Annotated in this window: 25 protein-coding genes; 15 read left to right on the top strand and 10 right to left on the bottom strand. The window is 73.8% G+C overall.

All coding sequences use genetic code 11. The features are described from left to right. Positions 1 to 79 precede the first annotated feature (79 nt). The gene (locus RDV89_RS14175; RefSeq protein WP_315733760.1) at positions 80 to 397 is read right to left on the bottom strand and encodes an STAS domain-containing protein; all 318 of its coding nucleotides are present in this window, start codon (positions 395 to 397) and stop codon (positions 80 to 82) included. A gap of 180 nt (positions 398 to 577) precedes the next feature. Here RDV89_RS14175 and RDV89_RS14170 point away from each other — a divergent pair, with 180 nt between their 5' ends. The 6 genes from RDV89_RS14170 to RDV89_RS14145 all read left to right on the top strand — a co-directional run bounded on the left by RDV89_RS14170 (position 578) and on the right by RDV89_RS14145 (position 6045). Next, a complete protein-coding gene (locus tag RDV89_RS14170; protein WP_315733758.1) occupies positions 578 to 1264 on the top strand; it encodes a maleylpyruvate isomerase family mycothiol-dependent enzyme in 687 nt (228 codons plus the stop codon). Further along, positions 1261 to 2700: a mycothione reductase gene (locus RDV89_RS14165; RefSeq protein WP_315733756.1), complete on the top strand. Its 1440-nt coding sequence runs from the start codon at positions 1261 to 1263 to the stop codon at positions 2698 to 2700. Before RDV89_RS14170 ends, RDV89_RS14165 begins: the two co-directional genes overlap by 4 nt. Beyond that, positions 2697 to 3515: a DUF1295 domain-containing protein gene (locus tag RDV89_RS14160; protein ID WP_315733754.1), complete on the top strand. Its 819-nt coding sequence runs from the start codon at positions 2697 to 2699 to the stop codon at positions 3513 to 3515. The genes RDV89_RS14165 and RDV89_RS14160 overlap by 4 nt, the downstream gene beginning before the upstream one ends. 181 nt (positions 3516 to 3696) lie before the next feature. Next, positions 3697 to 4095 carry an ATP-binding protein gene (locus tag RDV89_RS14155; RefSeq protein ID WP_315733752.1) on the top strand — a complete coding sequence of 133 codons (399 nt, stop codon included), beginning with the start codon at positions 3697 to 3699 and terminating at the stop codon, positions 4093 to 4095. Beyond that, positions 4092 to 4517, top strand: a complete 426-nt coding sequence (locus RDV89_RS14150) for a MerR family transcriptional regulator (RefSeq protein WP_315733750.1) — start codon at positions 4092 to 4094, stop codon at positions 4515 to 4517. The genes RDV89_RS14155 and RDV89_RS14150 overlap by 4 nt, the downstream gene beginning before the upstream one ends. A 16-nt stretch (positions 4518 to 4533) precedes the next feature. After that, positions 4534 to 6045 (top strand): SulP family inorganic anion transporter, encoded by a 1512-nt coding sequence (locus tag RDV89_RS14145; protein ID WP_315733748.1) that lies wholly within the window; start codon positions 4534 to 4536, stop codon positions 6043 to 6045. 36 nt (positions 6046 to 6081) lie between these two features. On the opposite strand, the gene RDV89_RS14140 is transcribed toward RDV89_RS14145, so the two are convergent. From RDV89_RS14140 to RDV89_RS14110, 7 genes are read right to left on the bottom strand one after another with little or no spacing between them, the layout of a single operon-like run. Further along, positions 6082 to 7350, bottom strand: coding sequence for an aspartate aminotransferase type Ic (locus tag RDV89_RS14140; protein ID WP_315733746.1), 1269 nt, complete (start codon positions 7348 to 7350; stop codon positions 6082 to 6084). A 55-nt stretch (positions 7351 to 7405) separates the two neighbouring features. Continuing rightward, positions 7406 to 8449 (bottom strand): LLM class flavin-dependent oxidoreductase, encoded by a 1044-nt coding sequence (locus tag RDV89_RS14135; RefSeq protein ID WP_315733744.1) that lies wholly within the window; start codon positions 8447 to 8449, stop codon positions 7406 to 7408. Then, a complete protein-coding gene (locus tag RDV89_RS14130; RefSeq protein WP_315733742.1) occupies positions 8446 to 8679 on the bottom strand; it encodes a tautomerase family protein in 234 nt (77 codons plus the stop codon). Before RDV89_RS14130 ends, RDV89_RS14135 begins: the two co-directional genes overlap by 4 nt. Next, complete coding sequence (locus RDV89_RS14125) at positions 8679 to 10211, bottom strand: aldehyde dehydrogenase (protein ID WP_315733740.1); 1533 nt, start codon at positions 10209 to 10211, stop codon at positions 8679 to 8681. The genes RDV89_RS14130 and RDV89_RS14125 overlap by 1 nt, the downstream gene beginning before the upstream one ends. Next, positions 10192 to 10962, bottom strand: a complete 771-nt coding sequence (locus RDV89_RS14120; RefSeq protein WP_315733738.1) for an alpha/beta fold hydrolase — start codon at positions 10960 to 10962, stop codon at positions 10192 to 10194. Before RDV89_RS14120 ends, RDV89_RS14125 begins: the two co-directional genes overlap by 20 nt. A 7-nt stretch (positions 10963 to 10969) precedes the next feature. After that, a complete protein-coding gene (locus RDV89_RS14115; protein WP_315733735.1) occupies positions 10970 to 11521 on the bottom strand; it encodes an amino acid synthesis family protein in 552 nt (183 codons plus the stop codon). Continuing rightward, on the bottom strand, positions 11518 to 12180 hold the full coding sequence (locus RDV89_RS14110) for an amino acid synthesis family protein (RefSeq protein WP_315733733.1): 663 nt from the start codon (positions 12178 to 12180) through the stop codon (positions 11518 to 11520). Before RDV89_RS14110 ends, RDV89_RS14115 begins: the two co-directional genes overlap by 4 nt. 345 nt (positions 12181 to 12525) lie before the next feature. Here RDV89_RS14110 and RDV89_RS14105 point away from each other — a divergent pair, with 345 nt between their 5' ends. The 5 genes from RDV89_RS14105 to RDV89_RS14085 all read left to right on the top strand — a co-directional run bounded on the left by RDV89_RS14105 (position 12526) and on the right by RDV89_RS14085 (position 17562). Next, on the top strand, positions 12526 to 14226 hold the full coding sequence (locus RDV89_RS14105) for a BCCT family transporter (protein WP_315733731.1): 1701 nt from the start codon (positions 12526 to 12528) through the stop codon (positions 14224 to 14226). A gap of 47 nt (positions 14227 to 14273) precedes the next feature. After that, positions 14274 to 14726: an ester cyclase gene (locus RDV89_RS14100; protein WP_315733729.1), complete on the top strand. Its 453-nt coding sequence runs from the start codon at positions 14274 to 14276 to the stop codon at positions 14724 to 14726. Positions 14727 to 14796: 70 nt separating this feature from the next. Beyond that, positions 14797 to 15303, top strand: a complete 507-nt coding sequence (locus RDV89_RS14095) for a flavin reductase family protein (protein WP_315733727.1) — start codon at positions 14797 to 14799, stop codon at positions 15301 to 15303. A 30-nt stretch (positions 15304 to 15333) separates the two neighbouring features. Next, positions 15334 to 15999, top strand: a complete 666-nt coding sequence (locus RDV89_RS14090; protein ID WP_315733725.1) for a GntR family transcriptional regulator — start codon at positions 15334 to 15336, stop codon at positions 15997 to 15999. Between the two features lie 141 nt (positions 16000 to 16140). After that, the gene (locus tag RDV89_RS14085; protein WP_438823287.1) at positions 16141 to 17562 is read left to right on the top strand and encodes an NAD-dependent succinate-semialdehyde dehydrogenase; all 1422 of its coding nucleotides are present in this window, start codon (positions 16141 to 16143) and stop codon (positions 17560 to 17562) included. 21 nt (positions 17563 to 17583) lie between these two features. Here the strand turns inward: RDV89_RS14085 and RDV89_RS14080 are convergent, their stop codons facing one another. After that, positions 17584 to 17910, bottom strand: coding sequence for a ribosomal protein L7/L12 (locus tag RDV89_RS14080; RefSeq protein WP_315733721.1), 327 nt, complete (start codon positions 17908 to 17910; stop codon positions 17584 to 17586). Between the two features lie 207 nt (positions 17911 to 18117). Between RDV89_RS14080 and RDV89_RS14075 the strand changes: the two genes are divergently transcribed. The 4 genes from RDV89_RS14075 to RDV89_RS14060 all read left to right on the top strand — a co-directional run bounded on the left by RDV89_RS14075 (position 18118) and on the right by RDV89_RS14060 (position 22207). Beyond that, entirely contained in the window at positions 18118 to 19293 is a 1176-nt protein-coding gene (locus RDV89_RS14075; RefSeq protein ID WP_315733719.1) for an RtcB family protein, read from the top strand. Positions 19294 to 19324: 31 nt separating this feature from the next. After that, a complete protein-coding gene (locus RDV89_RS14070) occupies positions 19325 to 20266 on the top strand; it encodes an oxygenase MpaB family protein (RefSeq protein ID WP_315733717.1) in 942 nt (313 codons plus the stop codon). Between the two features lie 103 nt (positions 20267 to 20369). Then, a complete protein-coding gene (locus tag RDV89_RS14065; RefSeq protein WP_315733715.1) occupies positions 20370 to 21833 on the top strand; it encodes a hypothetical protein in 1464 nt (487 codons plus the stop codon). 23 nt (positions 21834 to 21856) lie between these two features. Then, the gene (locus RDV89_RS14060) at positions 21857 to 22207 is read left to right on the top strand and encodes a DUF8819 family protein (RefSeq protein ID WP_315733713.1); all 351 of its coding nucleotides are present in this window, start codon (positions 21857 to 21859) and stop codon (positions 22205 to 22207) included. Here the strand turns inward: RDV89_RS14060 and RDV89_RS14055 are convergent. Continuing rightward, positions 22194 to 22754 carry a nucleotidyltransferase family protein gene (locus tag RDV89_RS14055; RefSeq protein ID WP_315734256.1) on the bottom strand — a complete coding sequence of 187 codons (561 nt, stop codon included), beginning with the start codon at positions 22752 to 22754 and terminating at the stop codon, positions 22194 to 22196. The two genes, RDV89_RS14060 and RDV89_RS14055, sit on opposite strands and share 14 nt — an antisense overlap. Positions 22755 to 22763: the final 9 nt, after the last annotated feature.

The following is a 22763-nucleotide window of genomic DNA, read 5'->3' as shown; positions in this document are numbered from 1 at the left end:
CGTGGCGGCGGCGACCCGGGGAACGGTCGCCGGGCCCCACCCTAGGGGGCGGGGTGCAAACCGGTGTGGGGGGCGACGCTCAGGGCGTGGTGACGGGGACGCCGACGACCGTGAGGATCCGGTGCGCCAGCGAGCCGTTCTCGGCGACGAGGGTCAGGGAGCCGCCACCCTCGCGGGCGCGGCGGTCCAGGGCCACGAGCGTGCCGACGGCGAGGCTGGGCAGGAACTCGAGCGCGCCCAGGTCGACCGTCACCGGGGCGGTGAAGCCGGCGCTGGCCGAGGTCAGCTCGAGGTCGAGCTTCTCGAGGTCCTGCTGGTCGTAGATGCCGCCGGTCAGGCGCAGCACGCCCGTCTCGGGCGCGGTCTCGATCACGAGGGAGTCGTCGTTCGCGGACATGCCGTTCTCCTTGGCGCAAGCAGTGTCGTCGGCGGACCCCGAGCCCCCGGGTCCGGCCTCGTCAAGAGTTAAACAGATCGTGCAAGTTGCTGTTGAGGTTCGACGTCATATTTCACCACGGTTGGTTCCATGGCTCCCACAGGCCGAGAAACACGGCCCTCGACAGGATGGTGACGCTACATGGCCGGAGACCCGCAGGCAGCACAGGCATGGCGTGAGACGTACGAGCGCGTGCGCTCGCTCGTCGAGGAGACCGACCGCGACGACCCCGGCGCCCTGGACCGCCCGGTCCCGGCCACCCCCGACTGGAGCGCCCGCGACCTGCTCGCGCACATGATCGGCGTCGACCGCGACACCCTCGCCGACGACGTCGACGACGAGCTGGGCGAGGCGTGGACCCAGAAGCACGTCGACGAGCGCTCCGGGCGATCGGCCGCCGACCTGCTCGCCGAGTGGCGCGACCTGGCCGACGACCTCGAGCGCTTCGTCGCCACCCAGGACCCCGCTCCCCTCGGTGACGCCGTCATCCACGAGCAGGACCTGCGCGGGGCGCTCGGCGTGCCGGGCGGCCGCGAGTCCGCCGGTCTCGCCGCGATCCGCGACCAGATGGCCGAGGGCCTCGGCGAGCGGCTGGCCGGCCGCGGCCCCGTGCGCCTGCAGGCCAGCGACACCGACTGGGTCTGGCAGTCCGGCGACGGCGAGCCGGCCGTCGTGCTGCAGGCGAGCGCGTACGACCTCGCCCGCGCCCTGACCACCCGCCGCACGGCCGAGCAGCTGCGCGGCTACACCGTCGACGGCGACGTCGACCCGTTCCTCGACGACTTCGCGGGCCTGGGCCCGCTGCCGACCGAGGCCCTGCCCGAATGAGCGCGCAGGACGCCACCCACTACGACCTCGTCGTCGTGGGCGCCGGCTCGGGCAACACGATCGTCGACGACCGCTTCTCCCACCTGCGCGTCGCGATCGTCGAGCGCGGCCCGTTCGGCGGCACGTGCGTGAACCGGGGCTGCATCCCCTCGAAGATGTACGTCCACGCCGCCGAGCTCGCCACCTCCGCCCTGCGCGGGCCGGCGCTCGGCGTGGCCACGGGCCTGGAGAACGGCGCGCTCCAGGCGGGCGCCCGCTGGTCGCAGCTGCGCGAGCGGGTGCTCGGCCGGATCGACCAAGTGGCCGCCGACGGCGAGGAGTACCGCCGCGGGCTCGACTTCGTCGACGTCCTCACCGGCACCGCCCGCTTCACCGGCCCCCGCCGGCTCGTCGTCGAGACCGAGGAGGGCGAGCGCACGCTCACCGCCGACCAGGTCGTCCTCGCCACCGGCAGCCGACCGGTCGTGCCCGACGTGCCCGGCCTGCACGACGTCCCCCACCTCACCAGCGACACCGTGATGCGGCTCGAGGAGCTGCCGCGTCGCATCGTCGTGCTCGGCGGCGGCTACGTCGGCACCGAGCTGGCGCACGTGCTCTCCGGGCTCGGCGTCGCGGTGCTGCAGGTCGAGGGCGAGGACCGCCTGCTGTCCAACCAGGACCGCGAGGTCGGCGAGCTGGTCAGCCGCGCGGCCGCGCAGCGCTGGGAGGTACGCCTCGGCGTGCGGCTCGCGGAGGCCCACCGGACCCCCGACGGCTCGGCCGAGCTGCGCCTCGACGACGGCTCGGTCGTGCACACCGACCTCGTGCTCGTCGCGGTCGGGCGCCGGCCGAACGGCGACCAGCTCGACCTGGACGCGGGTGGCGTCGCCGCCGACGACACGGGCCTGATCGAGGTCGACGAGCACCAGCGCACCAGCGTCGAGGGCGTCTGGGCGCTCGGCGACGCCAGCAGCACGCAGCCGCTGAAGCACGTGGCCAACCAGGACGCCCGCGTCGTGCAGCACAACCTGCTGCACCCCGACGACCTCGTGGTCTCGGACCACCGGCACGTGCCGAACGCCGTGTTCACCGAGCCCCAGGTCGCCGCCGTCGGGCTGACCGAGGAGCAGGCCCGCGAGCAGGGCCTCGACCTCGCGGTGGCACGCCAGGACGTCGCGGACACCGCGTACGGCTGGGCCCTGCAGGCCGACCCGGACGACGACGCACCGTCGGGTCCCGGCGGGTTCGTCAAGCTGCTGGCCGACCGGTCCACCGGGCTGCTCGTCGGCGCCCACGTCGTCGGCCCGATGGCCGCGACACTGATCCAGCCGCTGATCCAGGCGATCAGCAACGACGTGGCCGTGCGCGGGCTCGCCCGCAGCCAGTACTGGATCCACCCCGCACCCACCGAGGTCGTCGAGACGGCGCTGCTGGCGCTGGAGGAGGAGCTGTCATGAGCTGGTGGAGGAAGGACGAGCAGCCGCTCGACGCGGCCAACCTGCGCACCGTCGCGGCCGCGTCGGCCGCCGTGGTCACCGCGGTCCAGGCGGGCACCGCCGTGCTGGCGTTGCGCAAGGGCCGCCGCGACTACGCCGACGCCGCCTGGGGCCCCGGCCTCGCCGGCGTCGCCCTGACCGGCGCGGTGCTCGGCAGCGGCGACCCGGTGCGCCGCTGGACCCTCGCCGCGCTCACCAGCGCCTGGGCCGTGCGGCTCGAGCGGCTGATGGCCGGCCGGATCGCCGCGCACGACGAGGAGGACCCCCGCTACGCCGAGTTCCTGGAGGGCGACGGCACCGCCGCCGTCGTCGGCAAGGTGTTCGTCACCCAGGGCCTCGCCCAGCTGCTGGTCTCCGCGCCGCTGCAGGTGGCTGCGGCCAGTGCCCTGCCCGCCGGTCGACGCCGCTGGCTCTTCCCGCTGGGCGCCGCCGTGATGGTGACCGGCGCGGTGCTGGAGGCGACCGCCGACCGGCAGAAGAAGGCGTACCAGGAGCTCGACGACGACGAGAAGCCCGACGTCCTCGACACCGGTCTGTGGGGCTGGTCGCGCCACCCGAACTACTTCGGCGACTCCGTCGTCTGGGACGGCGCCTGGGTCGCGGCCGCCGCCTCGCCGCCTGCGGCGTGGACGCTGCCGGCGCCGGTGGCGATGAGCTACTTCCTCGTCTACGCGACCGGGGCGAAGCGCACGGAACGGCGGATGGAGGACCGACCGGGCTACCGCGACTACCAGCGCCGCGTGTCGTTCTTCCTGCCCCGTCCGCCGCGCTCGTGACGCGCCGCACCGGGCCGGGACCCAGGGCTTTGGCAGGCAGGCCTAACGTGAACGCATGGTGAAGGACCCGGAGGTCGAGGTGGCGCGCTCGGAGGCAGCACCCGCGACCCAGGATCCTGGCGCGGATCCGACCGCACCGACCCCACCGACGGACGGAACCGCCGTGCACCACGATGCCTCCTTGCCCTTCACCGACGCGACCGCCAACGTCGCGCGTCGGGAGCTGCTCGCGCAGCTCGAGCCGCTCGGCGTGCCGCGCGCCTGCGTCGAGGACGCGGTGACGATCCTGCACGAGCTCGTGCGCAACGGACTCGACCACGGCCGCCCCTGCGTCGCGGACACCCTCACGGTCGCCTGGGACCTCGCCGGCGACGAGCTCACCCTCGCCGTGACCGACTGCGGCACCGCGACGAGCGCCGAGCAGCCCTGGCGCGTCAAGCAGCTCACCCCGGTGCAGCCCGACGCCCTGCGCGGGCGCGGCCTGCACCTCGTGGCCGCGCTCAGCCACGACTGGCACGTGCGCACCACCCCGGCCGACACGACGGTCACGGCCTGCGTGCGCGTGTCGCACGGCGCGTGAGCAGCCTCCAGATCGGCGAGGTCGCCGCCCGCACCGGGCTGAGCCTGCGCACCATCCGCTACTACGACGAGATGGGCCTCGTCGTGCCCTCCGAGCGCACGCCGGGCGGGTTCCGGCTGTACGCGGAGGCCGAGGTCGCGCGGCTCGAGCTCATCATGCAGATGAAGCCGCTGGGCTTCACGCTCGACCAGATGCGCGACCTGCTCGGCGTCGTCGACGGGCTCCGGTCCGCGGCCACCACGCCCGCCGAGCGGGTCCGGCTGACGGCGAGCCTCGCGGCGTACCACTCCGACGCCGTGGACCGCGTCGCGCGGGTACGCCGGGAGCTCGCCACCGCCGAACAGCTCGCCGCGGAGCTGGGCTCGATGCTCGAGGTGACGCAGGGCACACCGACGACGGATGACGACCCTCCCGTTACGTGAGGTTTGATGGGGACCCGTGAGCTCCCCCTCGACCGTCGTCACCGACGGCCCGCGTGACGACTCCGTCCGTGCCGCCCTGCGCAGTCCCCGGATCCTGCGTCGTGAGGTCGTCGCGGGCCTCGTCGTCGCCCTGGCCCTGATCCCCGAGGCCATCTCGTTCTCCATCATCGCGGGCGTCGACCCGCGCCTGGGCCTGTTCGCCTCGTTCACGATGGCCGTCTCCATCGCGTTCCTCGGCGGGCGACCCGCGATGATCTCCGCCGCGACGGGCGCCATCGCGCTGGTGATCGCGCCCGTCGCCCGCGAGCACGGCGTCGACTACCTCATCGCCACCGTGATCCTCGGCGGGCTGATCCAGGTCGTCCTGGCGCTGGCCGGCGTCGCGCGACTGATGCGGTTCGTGCCGCGCTCGGTGATGGTCGGCTTCGTCAACGCGCTGGCCATCCTCATCTTCACCGCGCAGCTGCCCTACCTGAGGGACGTGCCCGCGCTCGTCTACCCGCTCGTGGCCGCCGGCATCGCGATCATGGTGCTGCTCCCCCGCCTCACCGACGCCGTGCCCGCACCGCTGGTGGCCATCGTCGTGCTCACCGGGCTGACGCTCGCGGCCGGCTGGGTGCTGCCCGACGTCGCCGACCAGGGCGACCTGCCCGACACCCTGCCGTCGTTCCTGCTGCCCGACGTGCCGTACACCGTCGAGACGCTGCGGATCATCGCGCCGTACGCCCTCGCGATGGCCGTCGTCGGCCTGCTCGAGTCGCTGCTCACCGCCAAGCTCGTCGACGACGTCACCGACACCCACTCGGACAAGACCCGCGAGTCCTGGGGCCAGGGCGCGTCCAACGTCGTCACCGGCTTCTTCGGCGGCATGGGCGGCTGCGCGATGATCGGGCAGACGATGATCAACGTGAAGGCCTCGGGCGCCCGCACGCGGATCTCGACCTTCTGCGCCGGCGTCTTCCTGCTCGTGCTCGTCGTCGGTCTCGGCGACCTCGTCGGTCGGATCCCGATGGCCGCGCTCGTCGCCGTCATGGTGATGGTCGCGGTCGGCACGTTCGACTGGCACAGCGTCGACCCGCGCACCCTGCGCCGGATGCCGCGCAGCGAGACGACCGTGATGGTCGTGACCGTCGCCGTCGTCGTCGCGACCCACAACCTCGCGATCGGCGTGGGCGTCGGCGTCCTCGTCGCCACCCTGCTCTTCGCGCGCCGCGTCGCCCACCTGGCCCGCGTCGAGCGGGTCCTCGAGCAGGACGAGGCGGGCGACCTGGTGCGCTACCGCGTGACCGGCGAGCTGTTCTTCGCCTCGAGCAACGACCTCTACAGCCAGTTCGACTACGCCGCCGACCCCGCCCGCGTCGTCGTCGACCTCAGCGAGTCCCACGTGTGGGACGCCTCGACCGTCGCGGCGCTCGACGCGGTCACGACGAAGTACGCCGCCCGCGGCACGGCCGTCGAGATCGTCGGCCTGAACGCGGCGAGCGCCGGCATGCACGAGCGGTTGAGCGGACGGCTCGGGCAGCACTGAGGCGCCGCCCGGCCGCTCAGCCGAAGCCGGCCGGCGTCAGCCCCCGAGCTCCTCGGCGGCGGCGAGCAGCACGCAGGTCGCGACGGCCTCCATCGCGGCGGTGACCTCCGCCAGCGGCGGCAGGGTCGGCGCGAGGCGGATGTTGCGGTTGCGCGGGTCCTCGCCGTAGGGGAACGCCGAGCCGGCGGGGGTCAGCGCGATGCCGGCCTCCTTCGCCAGCTCCACCACGCGGCGGGCGGTGCCGTCGAGCACGTCGAGGTTGACGAAGTAGCCGCCCACCGGGTCGGTCCACTCCGCGATGCCGTGCTCGGCGAGCCGCTCGGCCAGCACGCGCTGCACCTCGGCGAACTTCGGCGCGATCAGCTCGCGGTGCTTGGCCATGTGCGCGCGCACGCCGGCCGCGTCGCCGAAGAACTCGACGTGGCGCAGCTGGTTCACCTTGTCGGGGCCGATGGAGTAGAAGCCGAGACCCTTCAGGTACGCCGCGACCGTGGCCTCCGAGCCCGCCAGCGCCGCCACGCCCGCGCCGGCGAAGGTGATCTTCGAGGTGGAGGCGAACACGACGACGCGGTCGGGGTTCCCCGCCTCGGCGCACAGGGTGACGATGTCGGGCGTACGCACCTCGGTCTCGGTGAGGTGGTGCACCGCGTAGGCGTTGTCCCACAGGATCGTGAAGTCGGGCGCCGCGGTCGGCATCGAGGCCAGGGCGCGGGCGACCTCCTCGGAGCACACGGCGCCGGTGGGGTTCGAGTACGTCGGCACGAGCCACATGCCCTTGATCGTCGGGTCGCCGGCGACGAGCTCGGCGACGACCTCGACGTCGGGGCCGTCCGCGTCGATCGGCACCGGCACGAGCTCGATGCCGAGACGGTCGGCGAGCGCGAAGTGCCGGTCGTAGCCGGGCGTCGGGCACAGGAAGCGCACGACGTCCTCGACGCCCCACGGCTCCACGCTGCCCGGGCGGCCGTAGAGCAGCGCCTGCACCAGCGTGTCGTGCATGAGGGTGAGGCTCGAGCTGCCGGCGGCCACCACGTTGGCGGCCGGGATGCCCAGGAGGTCGGCGAAGATCTGCCGCATCTCGGGCAGCCCGGCCAGGCCGCCGTAGTTCCGCACGTCCGTGCCGTCGGCCGCGACGTGGCCCGTCGGCAGCGTCAGCAGCGCCTCCGAGAGGTCGAGCTGCTCCGGCGACGGCTTGCCCCGCGTGAGGTCCAGCTTCAGCCCCTGGGCCTTGAGCTCCGCGTACGCCGCGCGCTGGGCGTCGGCGAAGGCCGTGAGGTCGGCAGGGGCGAGGTCGGACAGGGCCATCTCGGGCTCACTCTCAGTGGGGGTCGACGGTGCCGCCGGCGATTCTCTCAGGCCCTCAGGAGAAGGCCGGCACCACGTGCTCCACGAACCGCTGCAGCGAGGCCTTCTTCTCCTCGTGCGAGAGGCTGTTGTCGATCCAGAAGCTGTACTCGTCGACGCCGAGCGCCTCGTACTGCTTGACCCGCGCTACCACCTCGTCGGGCGTGCCGATCATCGCCGTGCGATGCAGCGCCTCGGGCGCGAACTCGGGGCGCTCGGCGAACTTGGACTCCGGGCTGGGCTCGAGGAAGCCGTCCACGGGCGCGGTCTTGTTGCCGAACCACGCGTCGAAGGTGCGGTAGAACCGGTTGATGCCCTCGGCGGCCGGGCGCCAGCCCTCGGGGTCGTCGGCGTCGTGCACGTGCGTGTGGCGCAGCACCATCAGCTGCGGGCGCTCGACCTCGGGGTGCGCGGAGACGGCGGTCTCGAACTTGTCGACGAGCGCCTCGACCTCCTCGTCACCCTTCATCAGCGGCGTGACCATGACGTTGCAGCCGTTGGCGACGGCGAAGTCGTGCGACGCAGGGTCGCGGGCCGCGATCCACATCGGCGGCGTGGGCTGCTGCACGGGCTTGGGCACGCTGGTCGAGGTGGGGAACTGCCAGATCTCGCCGTCGTGGGCGTAGTCGCCCTGCCACAGCGCGCGCACGGCGGGCACGAGCTCGCGCAGGTGCTGGCCGCCGTCGCTGGCCGGCAGGCCGCCGGCGAGACGGTCGAACTCGAACTGGTACGCCCCGCGTGCCAGGCCGACCTCCATCCGGCCCCCGCTGATGACGTCGAGCAGGGCGCACTCCCCCGCGGCGCGGATCGGGTTCCAGAACGGCGCGATGATCGTGCCGGCGCCGAGGCGGATCGTCGTCGTGCGGGCGGCCAGGTAGGCCAGGGTGGGCATCGGGCTCGGGGAGATCGTGTACTCCATCGAGTGGTGCTCACCGACCCAGACGGTGCTGAAGCCGCCGGCCTCGGCGAGGAGCGTGAGCTCGACGAGGTTCTCGAACGCCTCGGTGTGGCTCACCTCCTCGTCCCAGCGCTCCATGTGGACGAACAGCGAGAACTTCACGACGACTCCTTGTCGGGTGCGGTCGGACGGGACGGGTCGGGCAGGCCCATCTCGGCGACGGTGACGTCGCCGGTGGCCCAGTGCGTGCGCGGGACCTCGCGCACGATGACGCGGATGTGCTCGGGGCGCGCGCCCACCGTGCGGTGGACGGCGTCGTGGACGGCGTGGATCAGCTCGCGCACCTGCGCGGGGTCGCGGCCCTCGGTCAGCGTGACGTCGACGAGCGGCATCAGGACCTCATCACGAACGGGTCGCCGAGCGGCTCGGAGCTCGTGTTCACCCACACGCTCTTGAGGCGGGTGTACTCCTTGATCGTCTCCTGGCCGTGCTCCACGCCGACGCCGCTGTTCTTGAAGCCCTGGCGCGGGGACATGGGCGACATGGCCCGGTAGGTGTTGATCCAGACCGTGCCCGCCTCGAGGCGCGAGGCCATCCGGTGCGCGCGGCCGAGGTCGCGGGTCCAGACGCCGGCGGCGAGGCCGTACTCGGTGTCGTTGGCCATCCGCACGACCTCGTCCTCGTGGTCGAACGGCATGACCGCGACGACGGGCCCGAAGATCTCTTCCCGCACGACGCGCATGTCGTTGTGCACGTCGACGAGGACGGTGGGCTCGTAGAAGAAGCCGCCGAGGCCGCCGCCGTCGCTGGCCGTGCCGCCGGTGAGCACGCGGGCGCCCTCGGAGCGGCCGAGGTCGACGTACCCCGCGACCTTGTCGCGCTGGTCGCCGAAGGCGAGCGGGCCGAGCTCGGTCTCGTCCAGCAGCGGGTCGCCGATGCGGATGGTGCCCGCCCGGGTCGCCACGCGTTCGAGCAGCTCGTCGTAGACCGAGCGGTGCGCGAACACGCGGCTACCGGCGATGCAGGTCTGCCCGGCCGCCGCGAACACGCCGGCCACGACGCCCATGGCCGCGTTGGCGACGTCGGCGTCCTCGAACACGATGTTCGGCGACTTGCCGCCCAGCTCCAGGGTGGAGCCAAGGAAGCGCGAGGCGACGTTGGCCGCGATCCGCGACCCGGTGCCGGTGCTGCCGGTGAACGAGATCTTCGCGAGGTCGCGGTGGTCGACCAGGGCCTGGCCGGCCTCGGCGCCGAAGCCCGTGACGACGTTGACGGTGCCGGGCGGGAAGCCGGCCTCCTCGACGAGCTCGGCCAGGCGTAGGACGGAGGCGGAGGTGTGCTCGGACGGCTTGATGACCATCGTGTTGCCGACGCACAGCGCGGGCGCGAGCTTGCTGGTGGTCAGCGTCAGCGGCGAGTTCCACGGCGTGATCGCGCCGACGACGCCGAGCGGCTCGCGCACCGTGTAGTTCAGCACGGCGCGGTCGGAGGTCGGGATGACGTCGCCCTGGATCTTGTCGGCCAGGCCGGCGTAGTAGTGGTAGTACTCCGGCAGCGTGGCCAGCTGGCCGCGCATCTCGCGCAGGAGCTTGCCGTTGTCGAGGCTCTCCGTGCGCGCCAGCTCCTCGGCGTTCTCGGCGATCAGCTCGGCGAGCCGCCGCAGCAGGTGGCCGCGGCGGGTGGGCGAGAGGTCGCGCCAGCGCGGGTCCTCGAAGGTGCGCCGGGCGGCGGTGACGGCCCGGTCGACGTCGACGGCGTCGCCGCGCGCGGCGGCGTACAGCGTCTGGTTGGTCGCGGGATTGGTGCTGTCGAACCACGCGCCGGACGCGGGCTCGACCCTCTCCCCGCCGATGTGGTGGTGCAGCCGCGAGACGCCGGCTGCGGGCGTGGTGGCGGTCGCGGGGTCAGTCACGGACTCGGTCACGGGTCGTGCCTCCGATCAGCTCGAGGACGTGCTCGGCCAGGACACCGGGTGCCTCCAGCGGGAGCATGTGGCGGACTTCGGGGACGACCACCGCGCGGCACCCCGGGATCGAGGCGGCGAGGCGGTGCGTCATCTCGGGCGTGGAGCCGGGGTCGGCGGCGCCCGTCACGGCGAGGGCGGGGACGTCGATCCGCCCGAGGTCGTCGGCCACCGCAGCGTCGCCCGTGGCGAAGACGCGGTAGCAGGCGAGGAACTGGTCGGGGTCGTTGGCCGCCAGCACCGAGCGGGTACGCCCGACCGCTGCGGCGTCGACGTCGGAGCCGGCGAACCAGCGCTCGACCGACGCGGCGTAGCTCGCGTCGACGTCGCGCTCCGCCGTCGCGAGCCGGGCCGCGACGGCCTCCGCCTCCTGCGGCGTGCGCCGGCACACCGAGCTGACGCTGGTGAGCGAGGCGACGAGCTCGGGACGGTGGATCGCGAGGTGCTGGGCGACCAGCGCCCCGAGCGAGAAGCCGACCAGGTGGACCGGGTCGGCACCGGCGGCGAGCAGGCCGGCCGGGAGGTCGCGGACCACCAGGTCCGCCAGGCCGGCGAGGTCGACGTCGAGCGGCACCCGGGGGCCCGCACCGTGGCCCGGCAGGTCGGGCACCACGACGTCGACCGGCCCGGCGAGGAGCGGGGCCACGCCCTCCCACACGGAGTGGTCGAGACCCACCCCGTGCAGGAGGACGACCGTCGGCTGGCTGCTCACCGCGACGTCACTGCTCCGTCGAGAGCGCGGCCAGGCGCTGCTGCGGGCGCCCCTGCGCGGCCGCGGCGAGCGCCACGACGATCTCGCCGGGGTGCGGGGCGTCGGAGATCCGCACCTCGAACGACTGGTGGTGCGAGCGGATCGTCGCGTCGGTGATGTGCTTGAGCGGGATGTCGAACACGATGCCGGCGGGCCCGCGCTTCTCGACGGCCGGCAGCAGCGTCGTCGCGGACGCGGCGTTGCGGAAGTGGTCGCCGAACTTGAGCGTGTGGATGAGCGCCGAGCCGTGCTCGACCTCGCCGTCGAGGCCGACGATCGCCGCCTTGCCGTACGCCTCGACCGTGGCGCCGAGCGCCTCGGTGACCAGCGGCGCCAGCAGGGCGCCGAGGTCGGAGGCGGTGGCGTCGATACCGGGCCCGAGGTCCTGCACGAAGCCCTGGCCGGCCCACGGGTTCTCGATGACGGCGGCGACCACGGCGACGCGCGCGGCGGGCTCGACCGGACGGCCGCCCTCCGTGCGGACCTCGTCGACGATGGTGACGATCTTGCGGACGTTCACTGCTGCGCTCCCTTGCTGAGGTGGTCGGCCGTGACGACCGGGTCGGTGCGGCGGTCGCCGATGCGGGCGTGCGGTCGGGGTCCGGTCGAGGCGGCGGCCACGACGACGATCTCGTCCGGCCGGGGCGCGTCCGACACCCGGGTGGTGACGGTCTGGTAGTGCGTGCGGGTCGCCGCCTGCGTCTTGTGCCACAGCGGCACGACCAGGGTCTCCCCCGCGTCCGCACGGGCGTCCGCGAAGCAGATGATCGACTCGCCGCCGAGGAACTCGCGCACCAGGTTGCCGAAGTAGGGCGTGTGGATCAGGGCGCCGGCGTGCTCGATCTCGCCGGCGGAGCCGACGATGGCGGCCTTGCCGAACGCCTCGACGGCGTCGACGCCGCCCAGCTCCACGAGCAGCCGGTCGGTCAGCTCGCGGGCGAGCACCGGGGCGATCCGGGCGACGTCCTCGTCGAGGGAGTGGCGCGGGCCGGTGCCGATCCACGGGTTGCGCACGACGGCGGCGACGCTCGCCCGGCGGGCGGGCCGCGCGGGCGCCTCGCCGTTCTCCACGAGCACGAGCTCGCTGTACAGGCTGATCCGGCGCAGCCAGCGTGGCGCGGCGTCGTCCGACGCCGTCACCACCGCGGTGCGCGGGGCCTCGGTCACGTTCACTGACATGCCACGTCCTCCTGGCTCTTGTATGCAAGAAAAGTACGAGCACGGCGCGGTTCGTGTCAACCACCCCGGCGTTCGCGCTCCGGCCCCGTGGCGCAGCGAGCTCGGCCGGTACGCAGTCGAGAACACCGTTGACCTGGCAGATTCGTCCCGGAAACACAGCAGACACGCGGACCGTCGAGGATCGACGGCGTCGCCCGGACGCCGTCGTCCGGACGACGTCCTCGATCGGTCCCGGATCGACCATTGACGCATCCGTGTGACCGCCCTAACATCCTGTTGCATGCAAGGCGCCGCTGCCGCGAGCCCCCGTCCGGCAACGCTGGCGCACCAACCCAAGGAGGCGGCATGACAGACACGACGATCCGGAGGGAGAAGACCGTGCCGACGGCCGACACCCCGGTCCCCGACCCCGACCTGAGTCTCGAGCCCGACACGCGCAGCCCTCGCCGGCTCGGCAGCGTGTTCGTCGCGTCGGTCACGGTCTGCGCCCTGTTCGTGGCGTGGGGCGCGATCTTCACCGAGAACCTGAACGAGGTCACCACCAGCTCGCTCAACTGGCTCACCGCGAGCTTCGGGTGGGCCTACCTCGTGGTGACCCTGGCCCTGCTGATCTTCCTCGTCTTCCTGGCGTTCAGCCCGCTCGGCGACATCCGCCTCGGCGCCGACGACGACCGTCCGGAGTTCTCGACCGTCACCTGGTTCGCGATGATCCTCTCCGCGGTCATGGGCATCGGCCTGGTCTCCTACGGCGTGGCCGAGCCCATCTCGCACTTCACGAGCCCGCCGCACGGCCTGGCTGACGCCGGCACGCCCGAGGCGGCCGTGCGCGCCATGCAGTACAGCTACTTCGACTGGGGCCTGCACGCCTGGGCGATCTTCGCGGTCTTCGGCCTCGCGATCGCGTACTCCACCTACCGCAAGGGCCGTCGCACCCTGGTCAGCCAGCTGTTCCGTCCCCTGCTCGGGGACCGGGTCGACGGTCCGATCGGCAAGGCGATCGACGTCCTGGCGGTGTTCGCCACCCTGTTCGGCACGACGACGTCGCTCGGCCTCGGCGCGCTGCAGGTCAACAACGGCCTCGCCACGCTGTTCGGGATCCCCGTCAGCTCCGTGAGCCAGGTCCTCATCATCGCGGCGGTCACCGCCGTGTTCACGCTCTCGGCCGTCACCGGCGTCAGCAAGGGCATCAAGTACCTGAGCCAGGGCAGCGCCGGCCTCGCCCTCGCGCTCTTCGTGTTCATGCTCGTCGTCGGCCCCACGGTGTTCATCGCGAACCTCTACACCGAGTCCATCGGCCTGTGGGCGACCGACTTCTTCCGGATGAGCCTGCAGGGCACCGCCTTCGGCGACCTGCAGTGGATGCAGTGGTGGACCTACTTCATGATGGCCTGGTGGGTGTCGTGGGGCGCCTTCGTCGGCGTGTTCCTCGCCCGCATCTCCCGCGGCCGCACCATCCGCGGCTTCATCACCGGCGTCCTCGTCGTGCCCACCGTCGTGTTCTTCACCTGGTTCACCGTCTTCGGCGGCACCGCCATCCACGTCGACATGTTCGAGGGCGGCACGATCGGCGCCCAGACCGCGGCCGACATCAACAGCGCCTTCTTCGCCACGCTCGACGCGTTCCCCTTCGCCTCCATCACCTCGGCGATCGCCATCCTGCTGGTCGTCATGTTCTTCGTCTCCGGCGCCGACGCGAACACCTACGTGCTGGCGATGATGACGACCGGCGGCTCGCTGCACCCGCCGCGCTGGGTGCTCGTGCTGTGGGGCGTCCTGACCGGCGTCACCGCGGTCGTGCTCATGCTCGCCGGCGGCCTCTCCGCCCTGCAGAACACGGTGATCGTGACCTCGGCGCCGTTCCTCGTCATCATCGCCGGCCTGGCCGTCGCCTTCTGGCGCGACCTCCTGCTCGACCGGCGCCAGGTCCAGGCCCGCTCGGCGGCGCTGCGCACGGCCGCCGCCAAGGTGGACGCCGCCGCGGCGGCACCGGCCCCCGACGCCGCGGCCGGCAGCTCCGCCACCGACCCGCGGCGCGACGAGGCCTGAGCGCCCCACCACCCCTCCCCCGCACCCCGCCACCGGAAGGACCCGACATGACCGCGACGCCCACCCCGACCGAGACCCCCGACGAGCGGCGCGCCCGCATCACCGAGGCCTGGAGCCGGGCGTGGGACCGCGGTGAGGTCGACGCGCTGGACGGGCTGCTCGCGCCGGACTACCGCCGGCGCAGCCGCTCCGAGGAGGACGGCCTGGACCTCGAGGCGTTCAAGGCCACCATCGTCACCACGCGTACCGCCTTCCCCGACCTCGTCACCCACGTCGAGGACATCGTCGTCGAGGGCGACGTGGCCGCGATCCGGTGGCGCACGACCGGCCGGCACACCCACCCCTTCCTGGGTGTGCCGGCCACCGACCGCGAGGTGGAGGTCGCCGGGGCGACCTTCGCCCGCTTCGGGCCCGACGGCCTCGTCCACGAGGAGCGCGTCACCTGGGACGCCCGCGGCCTGCTCACGGCGCTCGGCATCATCACCGTCGGCCAGGACTGACGCCGTGCCCGCGACACCCGACGATCCCCGGCGACCCGCCCCCACCAGCACCGCCCCCGAGGAGGAGCAGATGACCACCACCGCCCTGGCCCGCCCCGACGCCGACCTGCTCAAGCAGGTCAACCGCCGCTTCGTCACCGGCGTCACCCTCGTGACCGCGATGGACGGCGACACGCCCCGCGGCCTCGCCGTGAACGCGTTCGCCAGCATCTCGCTGGACCCGCCGACGGTGATGGTCTGCGTGCAGCGCACCTCGTCGACGCACGACTGCCTCTTCCGCGCCCGCCACCTCGCCATCAACATCGCCTCGGTGGAGCAGATGGACGTGCTCGGCGTCTTCGCCTCGAAGACCCCCGACAAGTTCGCGGACGTCGCGTGGACGCCCGGCCCGCACGGCAGCCCCGTCCTCGCCGGCAGCAGCGCCGTGATGGAGGTCGAGATCCGCGAGCGGCTCCAGGCCAGCACGCACACCGTGTTCATCTGCCGCGTCGTGGCCGCCGAGGTCAGCGAGGCCGCGCCCGTGGTCTACTCGGCCGGAGGGTTCTTCGACGCCGAGGGCCTCACCCCGCTCACCTGAGCGCCTGCGACGACGAGAGGAACGAGAGCGTTGAGCGCCCTGCCGGCCGCCCCCGGGAGCATCCAGGCCCGCGTCATCGCCGAGATGCGCCGCCGCATCATCAGCGGCGCGGCACCCTCGGGTGCCCTGCTCTCCGAGCTCGCGCTCGCCGAGGAGTTCGGCGTCAGCCGCACCCCGGTGCGCGAGGCCCTCAAGCAGCTGCAGACCGAGGGGCTCGTGGAGGTACGCCCCCGGGTCGGCACCTTCGTGGCCGCTCCCTCGCGCCGCGACATCAACGAGCTGTTCGACATGAAGGAGCTGCTCGAGGGCGCCGCCGCACGGTTGCTCGCGCAGCGCGGCCGCGTGCACGAGATCGACCTGCTCGAGGAGAACGTCCGCCAGTCCGACCTCGCCGTCGGCGCCGACGACCGTGACCGCTACGCCGTGCTCGTCGAGGAGTTCCACGAGCTGCTCATCACCGGCGCGGACAACAGCAAGCTCGAGGCCCACTACCGGACCCTGATGAACCAGCTCGCCTACTCGCGGCTGGTGACGACGTCCCTGGACCAGCCCGGACGGCCGATGCAGTCCGGTCGCGAGCACCACGTCGTGCTCGACCTCGTGAAGGCCAAGGACGGCGACAGCGCCGAGCGGGTGATGCGCGAGCACGTGCGTGCCAGCCGCAGCGCCCTGCTCGCCGGCCTCGCCGTCACCTGATCCGCCCCACCTGCCTCGCACCCCCCGCACGCCCCGCCGGAAGGACCGATCGTGACCACCGCCGTCTCCCCCGCCCCCACCACGTCCCCCGCCGCCGACCGCGCGCTGGAGGCGGCCGCCGCCCTCGCCCCCGCGCGCGGCCTGCGCATCGGTGGCGAGCAGCACGCCGCCCCGAGCACGTTCGTCGTGGACGACCCGGGCACCGGCGCGGTCCTCGCCGAGGTCGCGGACGGCGACGCCGACGCGGCCCGGGCCGCGGTGGACGCGGCGGCCGCTGCGGCGGCCGGGTGGCGGGCGTACTCCCCGCGCTCGCGCTCCGACGTGCTGCGCCGGGCCCACGAGCTGGTGCTCGCCGACATCGACCGGCTGGCCCTGCTGGTGATGGCCGAGAACGGGAAGCCGGAGGCGGACGCGCGGGCCGAGGTGGCGTACGCGGCGGAGTTCCTGCGCTGGTACTCCGAGGAGGCCGTGCGCCCCGGCGGCTCGTGGGGCGAGTCGCCCGCCGGCGGCACCCGCTCGATCGTGACCCACCAGCCGGTCGGCGTCGCCGCGCTGGTCACGCCGTGGAACTTCCCGGCCGCGATGATCACCCGCAAGGTCGGCCCGGCGCTGGCCGCCGGCTGCACCGTCGTCGTCAAGCCGGCCGCCGAGACCCCACTGACCGCCCTCGCGCTCGTCGACCTGCTCACCGAGGCCGGTGTGCCCGCCGGCGTCGTCAACGTGGTGCCCAGCACCGACCCCGGCACGGTCGTCGGCTCCTGGCTGGCCGACGAGCGGGTCCGCAAGGTGTCGTTCACCGGGTCCACCCGGATCGGGCGCCTGCTGCTCGGCCAGGCCGCCGACCGCGTCCTGCTCTCCTCGATGGAGCTGGGCGGCAACGCACCCTTCGTCGTCACCGCCGACGCGGACGTCGACGCCGCCGTCCGCGGCGCGCTCGTCGCGAAGTTCCGCAACGGCGGCCAGGCGTGCACCGCCGCCAACCGCTTCCTGGTCCACGAGGCCGCCGCGGAGCGGTTCACCACCGCGCTCGGCGAGGCCGTCACCGCGATGCGGGTGGGCCACGCGCTCGGCGGCTCGCCCGTCGAGATCGGGCCGATGATCACCCGCGCGCAGGCCGAGCGGATCGACGCCGCCGTGGCGGCCGCGGAGGCCGCGGGTGCCCGCGTACGCGCGCGGGCCGAGGTGCCGGACGCGGCCGGCGGCAGCTACGTCGCACCCGTCGTGCTCGACCGGGTGGAGGCCGGCTCCGCGCTGGTCGCGGACGAGATCTTCGGGCCGGTCGCCCCGATCGTGACCTGGGGCGACGGCGACGACGTGGTCGCGCTGGCGAACGCGTCGGAGTACGGGCTGGCGGCCTACGTCTACGCCGGCGACCTGCGCCGGGCGCTCGAGCTCGGCGAGGCGATCGAGGCCGGCATGGTCGGGGTCAACCGCGGCGTCGTCTCCGACCCCTCGGCGCCGTTCGGCGGCGTCAAGCAGAGCGGCATCGGCCGCGAGGGCGCCCGCGACGGGCTGCTGGAGTACACCGAGACGAAGTTCCTCAGCGTCGACTGGCCCGCCTGAGCCGCGGGACCGTCCGGGTGCTCAGAGGCGGGCGGGCGACGGCACGACGTCGGCCGTCGCGCCCGCCTCGGCGAGCACGCGGACGGCGGCGTACGCGCTGCCGTGCGAGAGGTCCGTGGCGAGCAGGACGGGCGTGGAGCGCGTCGCGTCGGTCGCGCTGGTCAGCGACCAGCCGGTGATCTGGCGGACGGCGCGGACCACCGCGACCGGCCGGTCCCCGGTGTGGACCAGCTCGACGGCGTGCTCGCCCGGGGCGGTGAACGCGGGCAGCGGCCACGGCGCGGTCGTACGCCGCCACCAGCCACGCACCCCCGTGGTCACCGTCTCCTCGTCACGCCGCGCACCCATGGCCCCATGGTGCCGGGCGAGGCCGCGGGACCCCAGCGCCGCGACCGTCTGGTGCGCCACACTCCCCCGCCGCCTGCCGGGGGCGGACGGCCCGCACACCGCAAACCGCTCGTGCAACCGGATTCGGCGCCCCTAGCGTCGACCTCGGACGGCGGGCGCGGTGCCCGCCGCAGGAACGGAGAGGGCCGGGAAGCCGGCAGGACCACCATGGAGCACATCACCCCGACGCTCGTGAACTGGGCGTCGATCCTCGAGGACTCGACCCGCGCGCAGGCGGTGACGACGGCGAGCATGCCGTTCGTCTTCCCGCACGTCGCGCTGATGCCCGACGCCCACCTGGGCCTCGGCGCCACCGTCGGCTCGGTCATCCCCACCGAGCGGGCGATCATGCCCGCCGCGGTGGGGGTGGACATCGGCTGCGGCATGATCGCGGTGCGCACCCCGCACACCGTGGACGAGCTGCCCGCCGACCGTCGGCCGCTGCGGGAGGCGATCGAGCGGGCCGTCCCGCTCTCGGCCGGCGCCGCGAACCGCACGGTGAGCCGCGACCACACCCGCGAGCGGCTCGAGGAGCTGACGCGGCGGGCGCAGGAGGCGGGCTTCGAGCCGGGCGACCACGCGCGGCGCTGGGAGCTGCAGCTCGGCACGCTCGGCAGCGGCAACCACTTCATCGAGGTCACGGCCGACGAGCTCGGCCGGGTGTGGCTGTTCCTGCACTCGGGGTCGCGGGGCGTGGGCAACCGGATCGCCCAGCACCACATCGCCGTCGCCCGGGAGCTGTGCGAGAAGTGGTGGGTGCAGCTGCCGCACGCCGACCTGGCGTACCTGGTCGAGGACACCCCCGAGTTCGACGCCTACGTCGCGCAGATGCGCTGGGCGCAGCACTACGCGCTGCTCAACCGCGAGGAGATGATGGACCGGGTCGTGCGCCAGTTCTCCGAGTGGGTGGGCGCGGGCGCCACGGTGCCGCGCCTGGAGTCGATCAACTGCCACCACAACTACACCGAGCGCGAGCGGCACTTCGGTCGTGAGGTGTGGCTGTCGCGCAAGGGTGCGATCGACGCCTCGGAGGGCCGGCCGGGCCTGATCCCCGGCTCGATGGGCACGGCGTCCTACGTCGTCGTCGGGAAGGGCGACCGGATGTCGTTGCGCTCGGCGCCGCACGGGGCGGGGCGGGAGTACTCCCGCTCCCGGGCCCGCCGGACGTTCACCCGCGAGCAGCTGCGGGAGGCGATGACGGGCATCGAGTTCCGCGACACCGACGCGTTCCTCGACGAGATCCCGGCGGCGTACAAGCCGATCGACCGCGTGATGGCCGACGCCGCCGACCTCGTCGAGGTGCGTCACACGCTGCGCCAGCTCGTCAACGTCAAGGGCGACTGAGCGGCGACCGGGCCGCGTGCATCATGGATGCATGAGCGTCCCGCTGCTGAGCCCCGTGTCCGAGCGCGTGGGCGAGGTGGCGGGCGGCCTGGTCGCCGGCACGCGGCGCCGCCTCGGCGACGCGCTGTTCTCGCGGGTGGCCGGGCCCGAGGGCCCGAGGCAGCGGGCGCGCATCCACGGCGCGCCCGGCCCCCGGCGCTTCGGGCCCGGCGACCCGATCGCCCGCGTGCACGGCGACGCCTCGATGTTCGTCGGCGGCATGCGCGCGCTGATGCTGCAGGCCCTGCACCCCGCCGCGATGGCCGGGGTGGCCGAGCACTCGGCCTACCGCGAGGACATGTGGGGCCGCCTGCACCGCACCGCCACGTTCATCGCCGCGACCACGTTCGCCACCGACGCGGACGCCGACGCGGCCGTGGCGGCCGTGCGCCGCATCCACGAGAGGATCGTCGGCACGATGCGGGACGGCACGCCGTACGCGGCCTCCGACCCGCACCTGCTGCGCTGGGTGCACGTCGCCGAGATCGACAGCTTCCTGACCGCCCACCAGGTCTACGGCGCGCGGCCGCTGGACGACGCCGAGGCGGACACGTACGTCGCGCAGGCCGCGCACGTCGCCGAGGCGCTCGGCGCCCGCGACGTGCCGCACACGCGGGCCGAGCTCGACGCCACGCTGCAGGCGTACCGTCCCGAGCTGCGGGGCACCCCCGAGGCCCGCGAGGCGGTGCGGGCGCTGCTGGTGGAGCCGCCGCTGCCGCTCGCGGCGCGGGTGCCGTACGCGACGCTCGCGGCCGCCGCGGTCGGCCTCATGCCCGCCTGGACCCGGCTGCCCCTGCGACTGCCGTGGCTGCCGGTCACCGAGCGCACCGCGGTCCGCGCCGTGGGCCGGGTGGCCACCGGCACGATCCGCTGGGCCATGGCCACCGACCGTGCGGAGGCCGAGCGCCTGCGCACGGGCGCGACCTCCGGGTGATGCTCGGGGGACGTTGCCGCGTTCTTGAGGCCGGGCACGGTTGGCGCACCTAGGCTGACCTGCGTCGAAGTCCGCGTGCCGTCCCTCCCGGAGTTGCCCTGCCATGCGCCGTCCCCGTCTCAGCCCCCGCCGTCGAGCCAGCGTCATCGTCGCGCTCGCGAGCGCCCTCCTGGTCGCGCTCGCGACCGTCACCTCCGCCGGGACGACCGCTCCGGCCGCCGCCGCCGACACCCGCGGCAGCGTCGTCGGCACGATCACCCAGAGCGGCGGCCAGGTCTACAACGGCTGGGTGAAGGTCACGCTGTTCACCAACGACTGGCAGGTCGTGCACAGCGCGAACGTCCGCTCGGTCTACGAGTTCCGCGTGCCGGCCGGCGACTACCGGATCCAGGTCACCGACACCCGCCCCGTCTACGACATCAACCGCTTCGGTCCGAGCGACCGCACCACCCGGGTCTACACCGGCCGCACCGTGCGCAAGGACGTCGGCATGGGACGCGGCGCCAGCATCACCGGGACGGCGCGCACGAACGGCTCCGCCGCGGCCAACGCCCGCGTGGTCGCGGCCAACAACTACGGCCAGAGCTTCGAGACCAAGGCCAACGGTGCCGGCCAGTTCGCCATCGGCGGGCTGCCGGCCGGCAACTACTCGGTCTACACGTGGGACGCCCGCGGCCAGTGGTCCGGCCCGAGCACGTGGCTGCCGCGTCGCTGGGCCGGCACCAACGCGAACATCTCGATCAACCTGACGCAGCGCTCCGGCGCCCTGTTCGTCCGCTTCTACGAGCGCACCAACCGCCTGTGGGGCACCAGCGGCTGGGCCACGGCCCGCAGCAAGGCGACCGGGCAGTGGTACACGGCGCGGATCACCAACGGCGCCGCCACCTTCGCGGGCGTGCACCCCGGGGCCTACGAGCTCACCGTGCCCACCCTCGGCAGCCAGTTCGGCCGCACCGGCTCGCTGCCCGGCAACCGCCAGGTGCCGCGCGGCGGCCTGCTGGAGACGTACTTCCAGCTCAACGAGCGCGGCGCGTCCGTGACCGGCACCATCGTCGACTCCAAGGCCGGCGCGCGCACCCTCGCCGGCGTCCGCGTGCGGCTCTACAGCACCTGGGGCAACAAGCTCGGCGAGACGCGCACCGCGTCGAACGGCACGTTCACCATCGCCGGCGCGATCCGCGACCAACCCGCCGCACGGCTCGTCATCGACGCCGACGCCACCGGCGGCTGGCTCAAGACGGGCTCGGGCAGCAACGACCAGTGCCAGTACGCGGCGACGAAGAGCATCCCGTTCTCGATGAGCACCGGGCGGATCTCCAACCTCGGCTCGGTCGGCCTGACGGTGGTCGGGAGCACGCAGAACCCCTACTGCTTCCCGCAGCAGCCGACGCCCACCAGCCCCACGACGCCGGCCAGCCCGACGACCCCGCCGAGCAGCCCCGCCACGCCCACGACGCCGCCGACCTCCCCGTCGCCGAGCGCCACGACGAGCCCGGCGACCCCGGCGCCGACGTCCACCGCCACGGCGACGGCGACCTCCACGGCGACCGCCACCGCGGCGCCCTGAACCCCACGACGCACAATGGGGGCATGAGCGTCGACGTCCTCCTCAACGCCCGCGCCCTCGTGCTCGCCGACCTCGGCGCCCGGGGGTTCGCGGACGCGGAGGCCGTCTCCGCGCTCGAGGACGCCGTCTCGACGCGGCGCTGGTGGGTCGAGCAGTGGCCGGCCGGCGAGGCGTACGCCGCGGGGCTGGTCGCCGCGGACGTGCAGGACGCGCTGTTCGACGCCGGTCAGCGGTGGCCGCTGTGCACCACGTGCGCCTCCATCGAGGAGCACTCGCTGCGCATCGATCCCGAGCTGGGTGGTCCCGACCCGGCGTGGGTGTGCGAGACGTCGGGCCAGGCGATCGCCCGGCTGGGCGAGCTCACGGCCGGCTGAGGTCGGGCCCGCCGCGCGAGTCGACGTCGTCGCCCCCGGCGAGGTCCCCGCACCACACGGCGCGCACGTCGTTGCCGGCGAGGTGGTCGCGCGCCCCGCGGTCCCCCACCGCCACGTCGCGCACCGCGTCCAGGTGCTCGCGCCCGAGGAGCACGGGGTGCCCGAGCCGCGGGGCGGCCGGATCGCCGTAGGCGGCGCGCGCCAGCGTCGTCGGCCCGTGCCAGGCCTCGAGCACGCGGCGCACGACCGCGGACCCCACGTCGGGCAGGTCGACCAGGTGGACGAGCACGGCGTCGGCGTCGGCGACGGCTGCGAGGCCGGTCCGCAGCGAGGCGCCCATGCCCTCGGCCCAGTCGGCGGCGACCACGTGGTGTACGTCGCCGGAGGTGTCGTCGAGGAGCGCTACCGCGTCCTGCGCCCGGGCGCCGAGCACGACGGTCACGTCGTCGCAGCCGCCGTCCAGCAGCACCCGCACGGAGCGCTCCAGCCAGTCGTCGACGAGCGCCTTGGGTCGGCCCATGCGGCGGCCGGCCCCCGCGGCGAGCAGGAGCCCGGT

It is taken from the genome of Nocardioides imazamoxiresistens (assembly GCF_032378595.1).
GTDB classification, from domain to species: Bacteria; Actinomycetota; Actinomycetes; order Propionibacteriales; family Nocardioidaceae; genus Nocardioides; species Nocardioides imazamoxiresistens.
The sequence above is the reverse complement of the archived record's forward strand: the minus strand, read 5'-3'. Positions and strand labels throughout refer to the sequence as shown.

Excerpts from the sequence above, each read along its gene's own strand:
- RDV89_RS14130 (WP_315733742.1), bottom strand. The coding sequence starts at position 8,679 with ATGCCGCTCGTCGACGTCACGCTGACCGAGGGCCGCGACCCCGCGCAG.
- RDV89_RS14100 (WP_315733729.1), top strand. The coding sequence starts at position 14,274 with ATGACCGCGACGCCCACCCCGACCGAGACCCCCGACGAGCGGCGCGCC.
- RDV89_RS14165 (WP_315733756.1), top strand. The coding sequence starts at position 1,261 with ATGAGCGCGCAGGACGCCACCCACTACGACCTCGTCGTCGTGGGCGCC.
- RDV89_RS14175 (WP_315733760.1), bottom strand. The coding sequence starts at position 397 with ATGTCCGCGAACGACGACTCCCTCGTGATCGAGACCGCGCCCGAGACG.
- RDV89_RS14095 (WP_315733727.1), top strand. The coding sequence starts at position 14,797 with ATGACCACCACCGCCCTGGCCCGCCCCGACGCCGACCTGCTCAAGCAG.
- RDV89_RS14070 (WP_315733717.1), top strand. The coding sequence starts at position 19,325 with ATGAGCGTCCCGCTGCTGAGCCCCGTGTCCGAGCGCGTGGGCGAGGTG.
- RDV89_RS14065 (WP_315733715.1), top strand. The coding sequence starts at position 20,370 with ATGCGCCGTCCCCGTCTCAGCCCCCGCCGTCGAGCCAGCGTCATCGTC.
- RDV89_RS14080 (WP_315733721.1), bottom strand. The coding sequence starts at position 17,910 with ATGGGTGCGCGGCGTGACGAGGAGACGGTGACCACGGGGGTGCGTGGC.
- RDV89_RS14075 (WP_315733719.1), top strand. The coding sequence starts at position 18,118 with ATGGAGCACATCACCCCGACGCTCGTGAACTGGGCGTCGATCCTCGAG.
- RDV89_RS14105 (WP_315733731.1), top strand. The coding sequence starts at position 12,526 with ATGACAGACACGACGATCCGGAGGGAGAAGACCGTGCCGACGGCCGAC.
- RDV89_RS14110 (WP_315733733.1), bottom strand. The coding sequence starts at position 12,180 with ATGTCAGTGAACGTGACCGAGGCCCCGCGCACCGCGGTGGTGACGGCG.
- RDV89_RS14060 (WP_315733713.1), top strand. The coding sequence starts at position 21,857 with ATGAGCGTCGACGTCCTCCTCAACGCCCGCGCCCTCGTGCTCGCCGAC.
- RDV89_RS14170 (WP_315733758.1), top strand. The coding sequence starts at position 578 with ATGGCCGGAGACCCGCAGGCAGCACAGGCATGGCGTGAGACGTACGAG.
- RDV89_RS14160 (WP_315733754.1), top strand. The coding sequence starts at position 2,697 with ATGAGCTGGTGGAGGAAGGACGAGCAGCCGCTCGACGCGGCCAACCTG.
- RDV89_RS14140 (WP_315733746.1), bottom strand. The coding sequence starts at position 7,350 with ATGGCCCTGTCCGACCTCGCCCCTGCCGACCTCACGGCCTTCGCCGAC.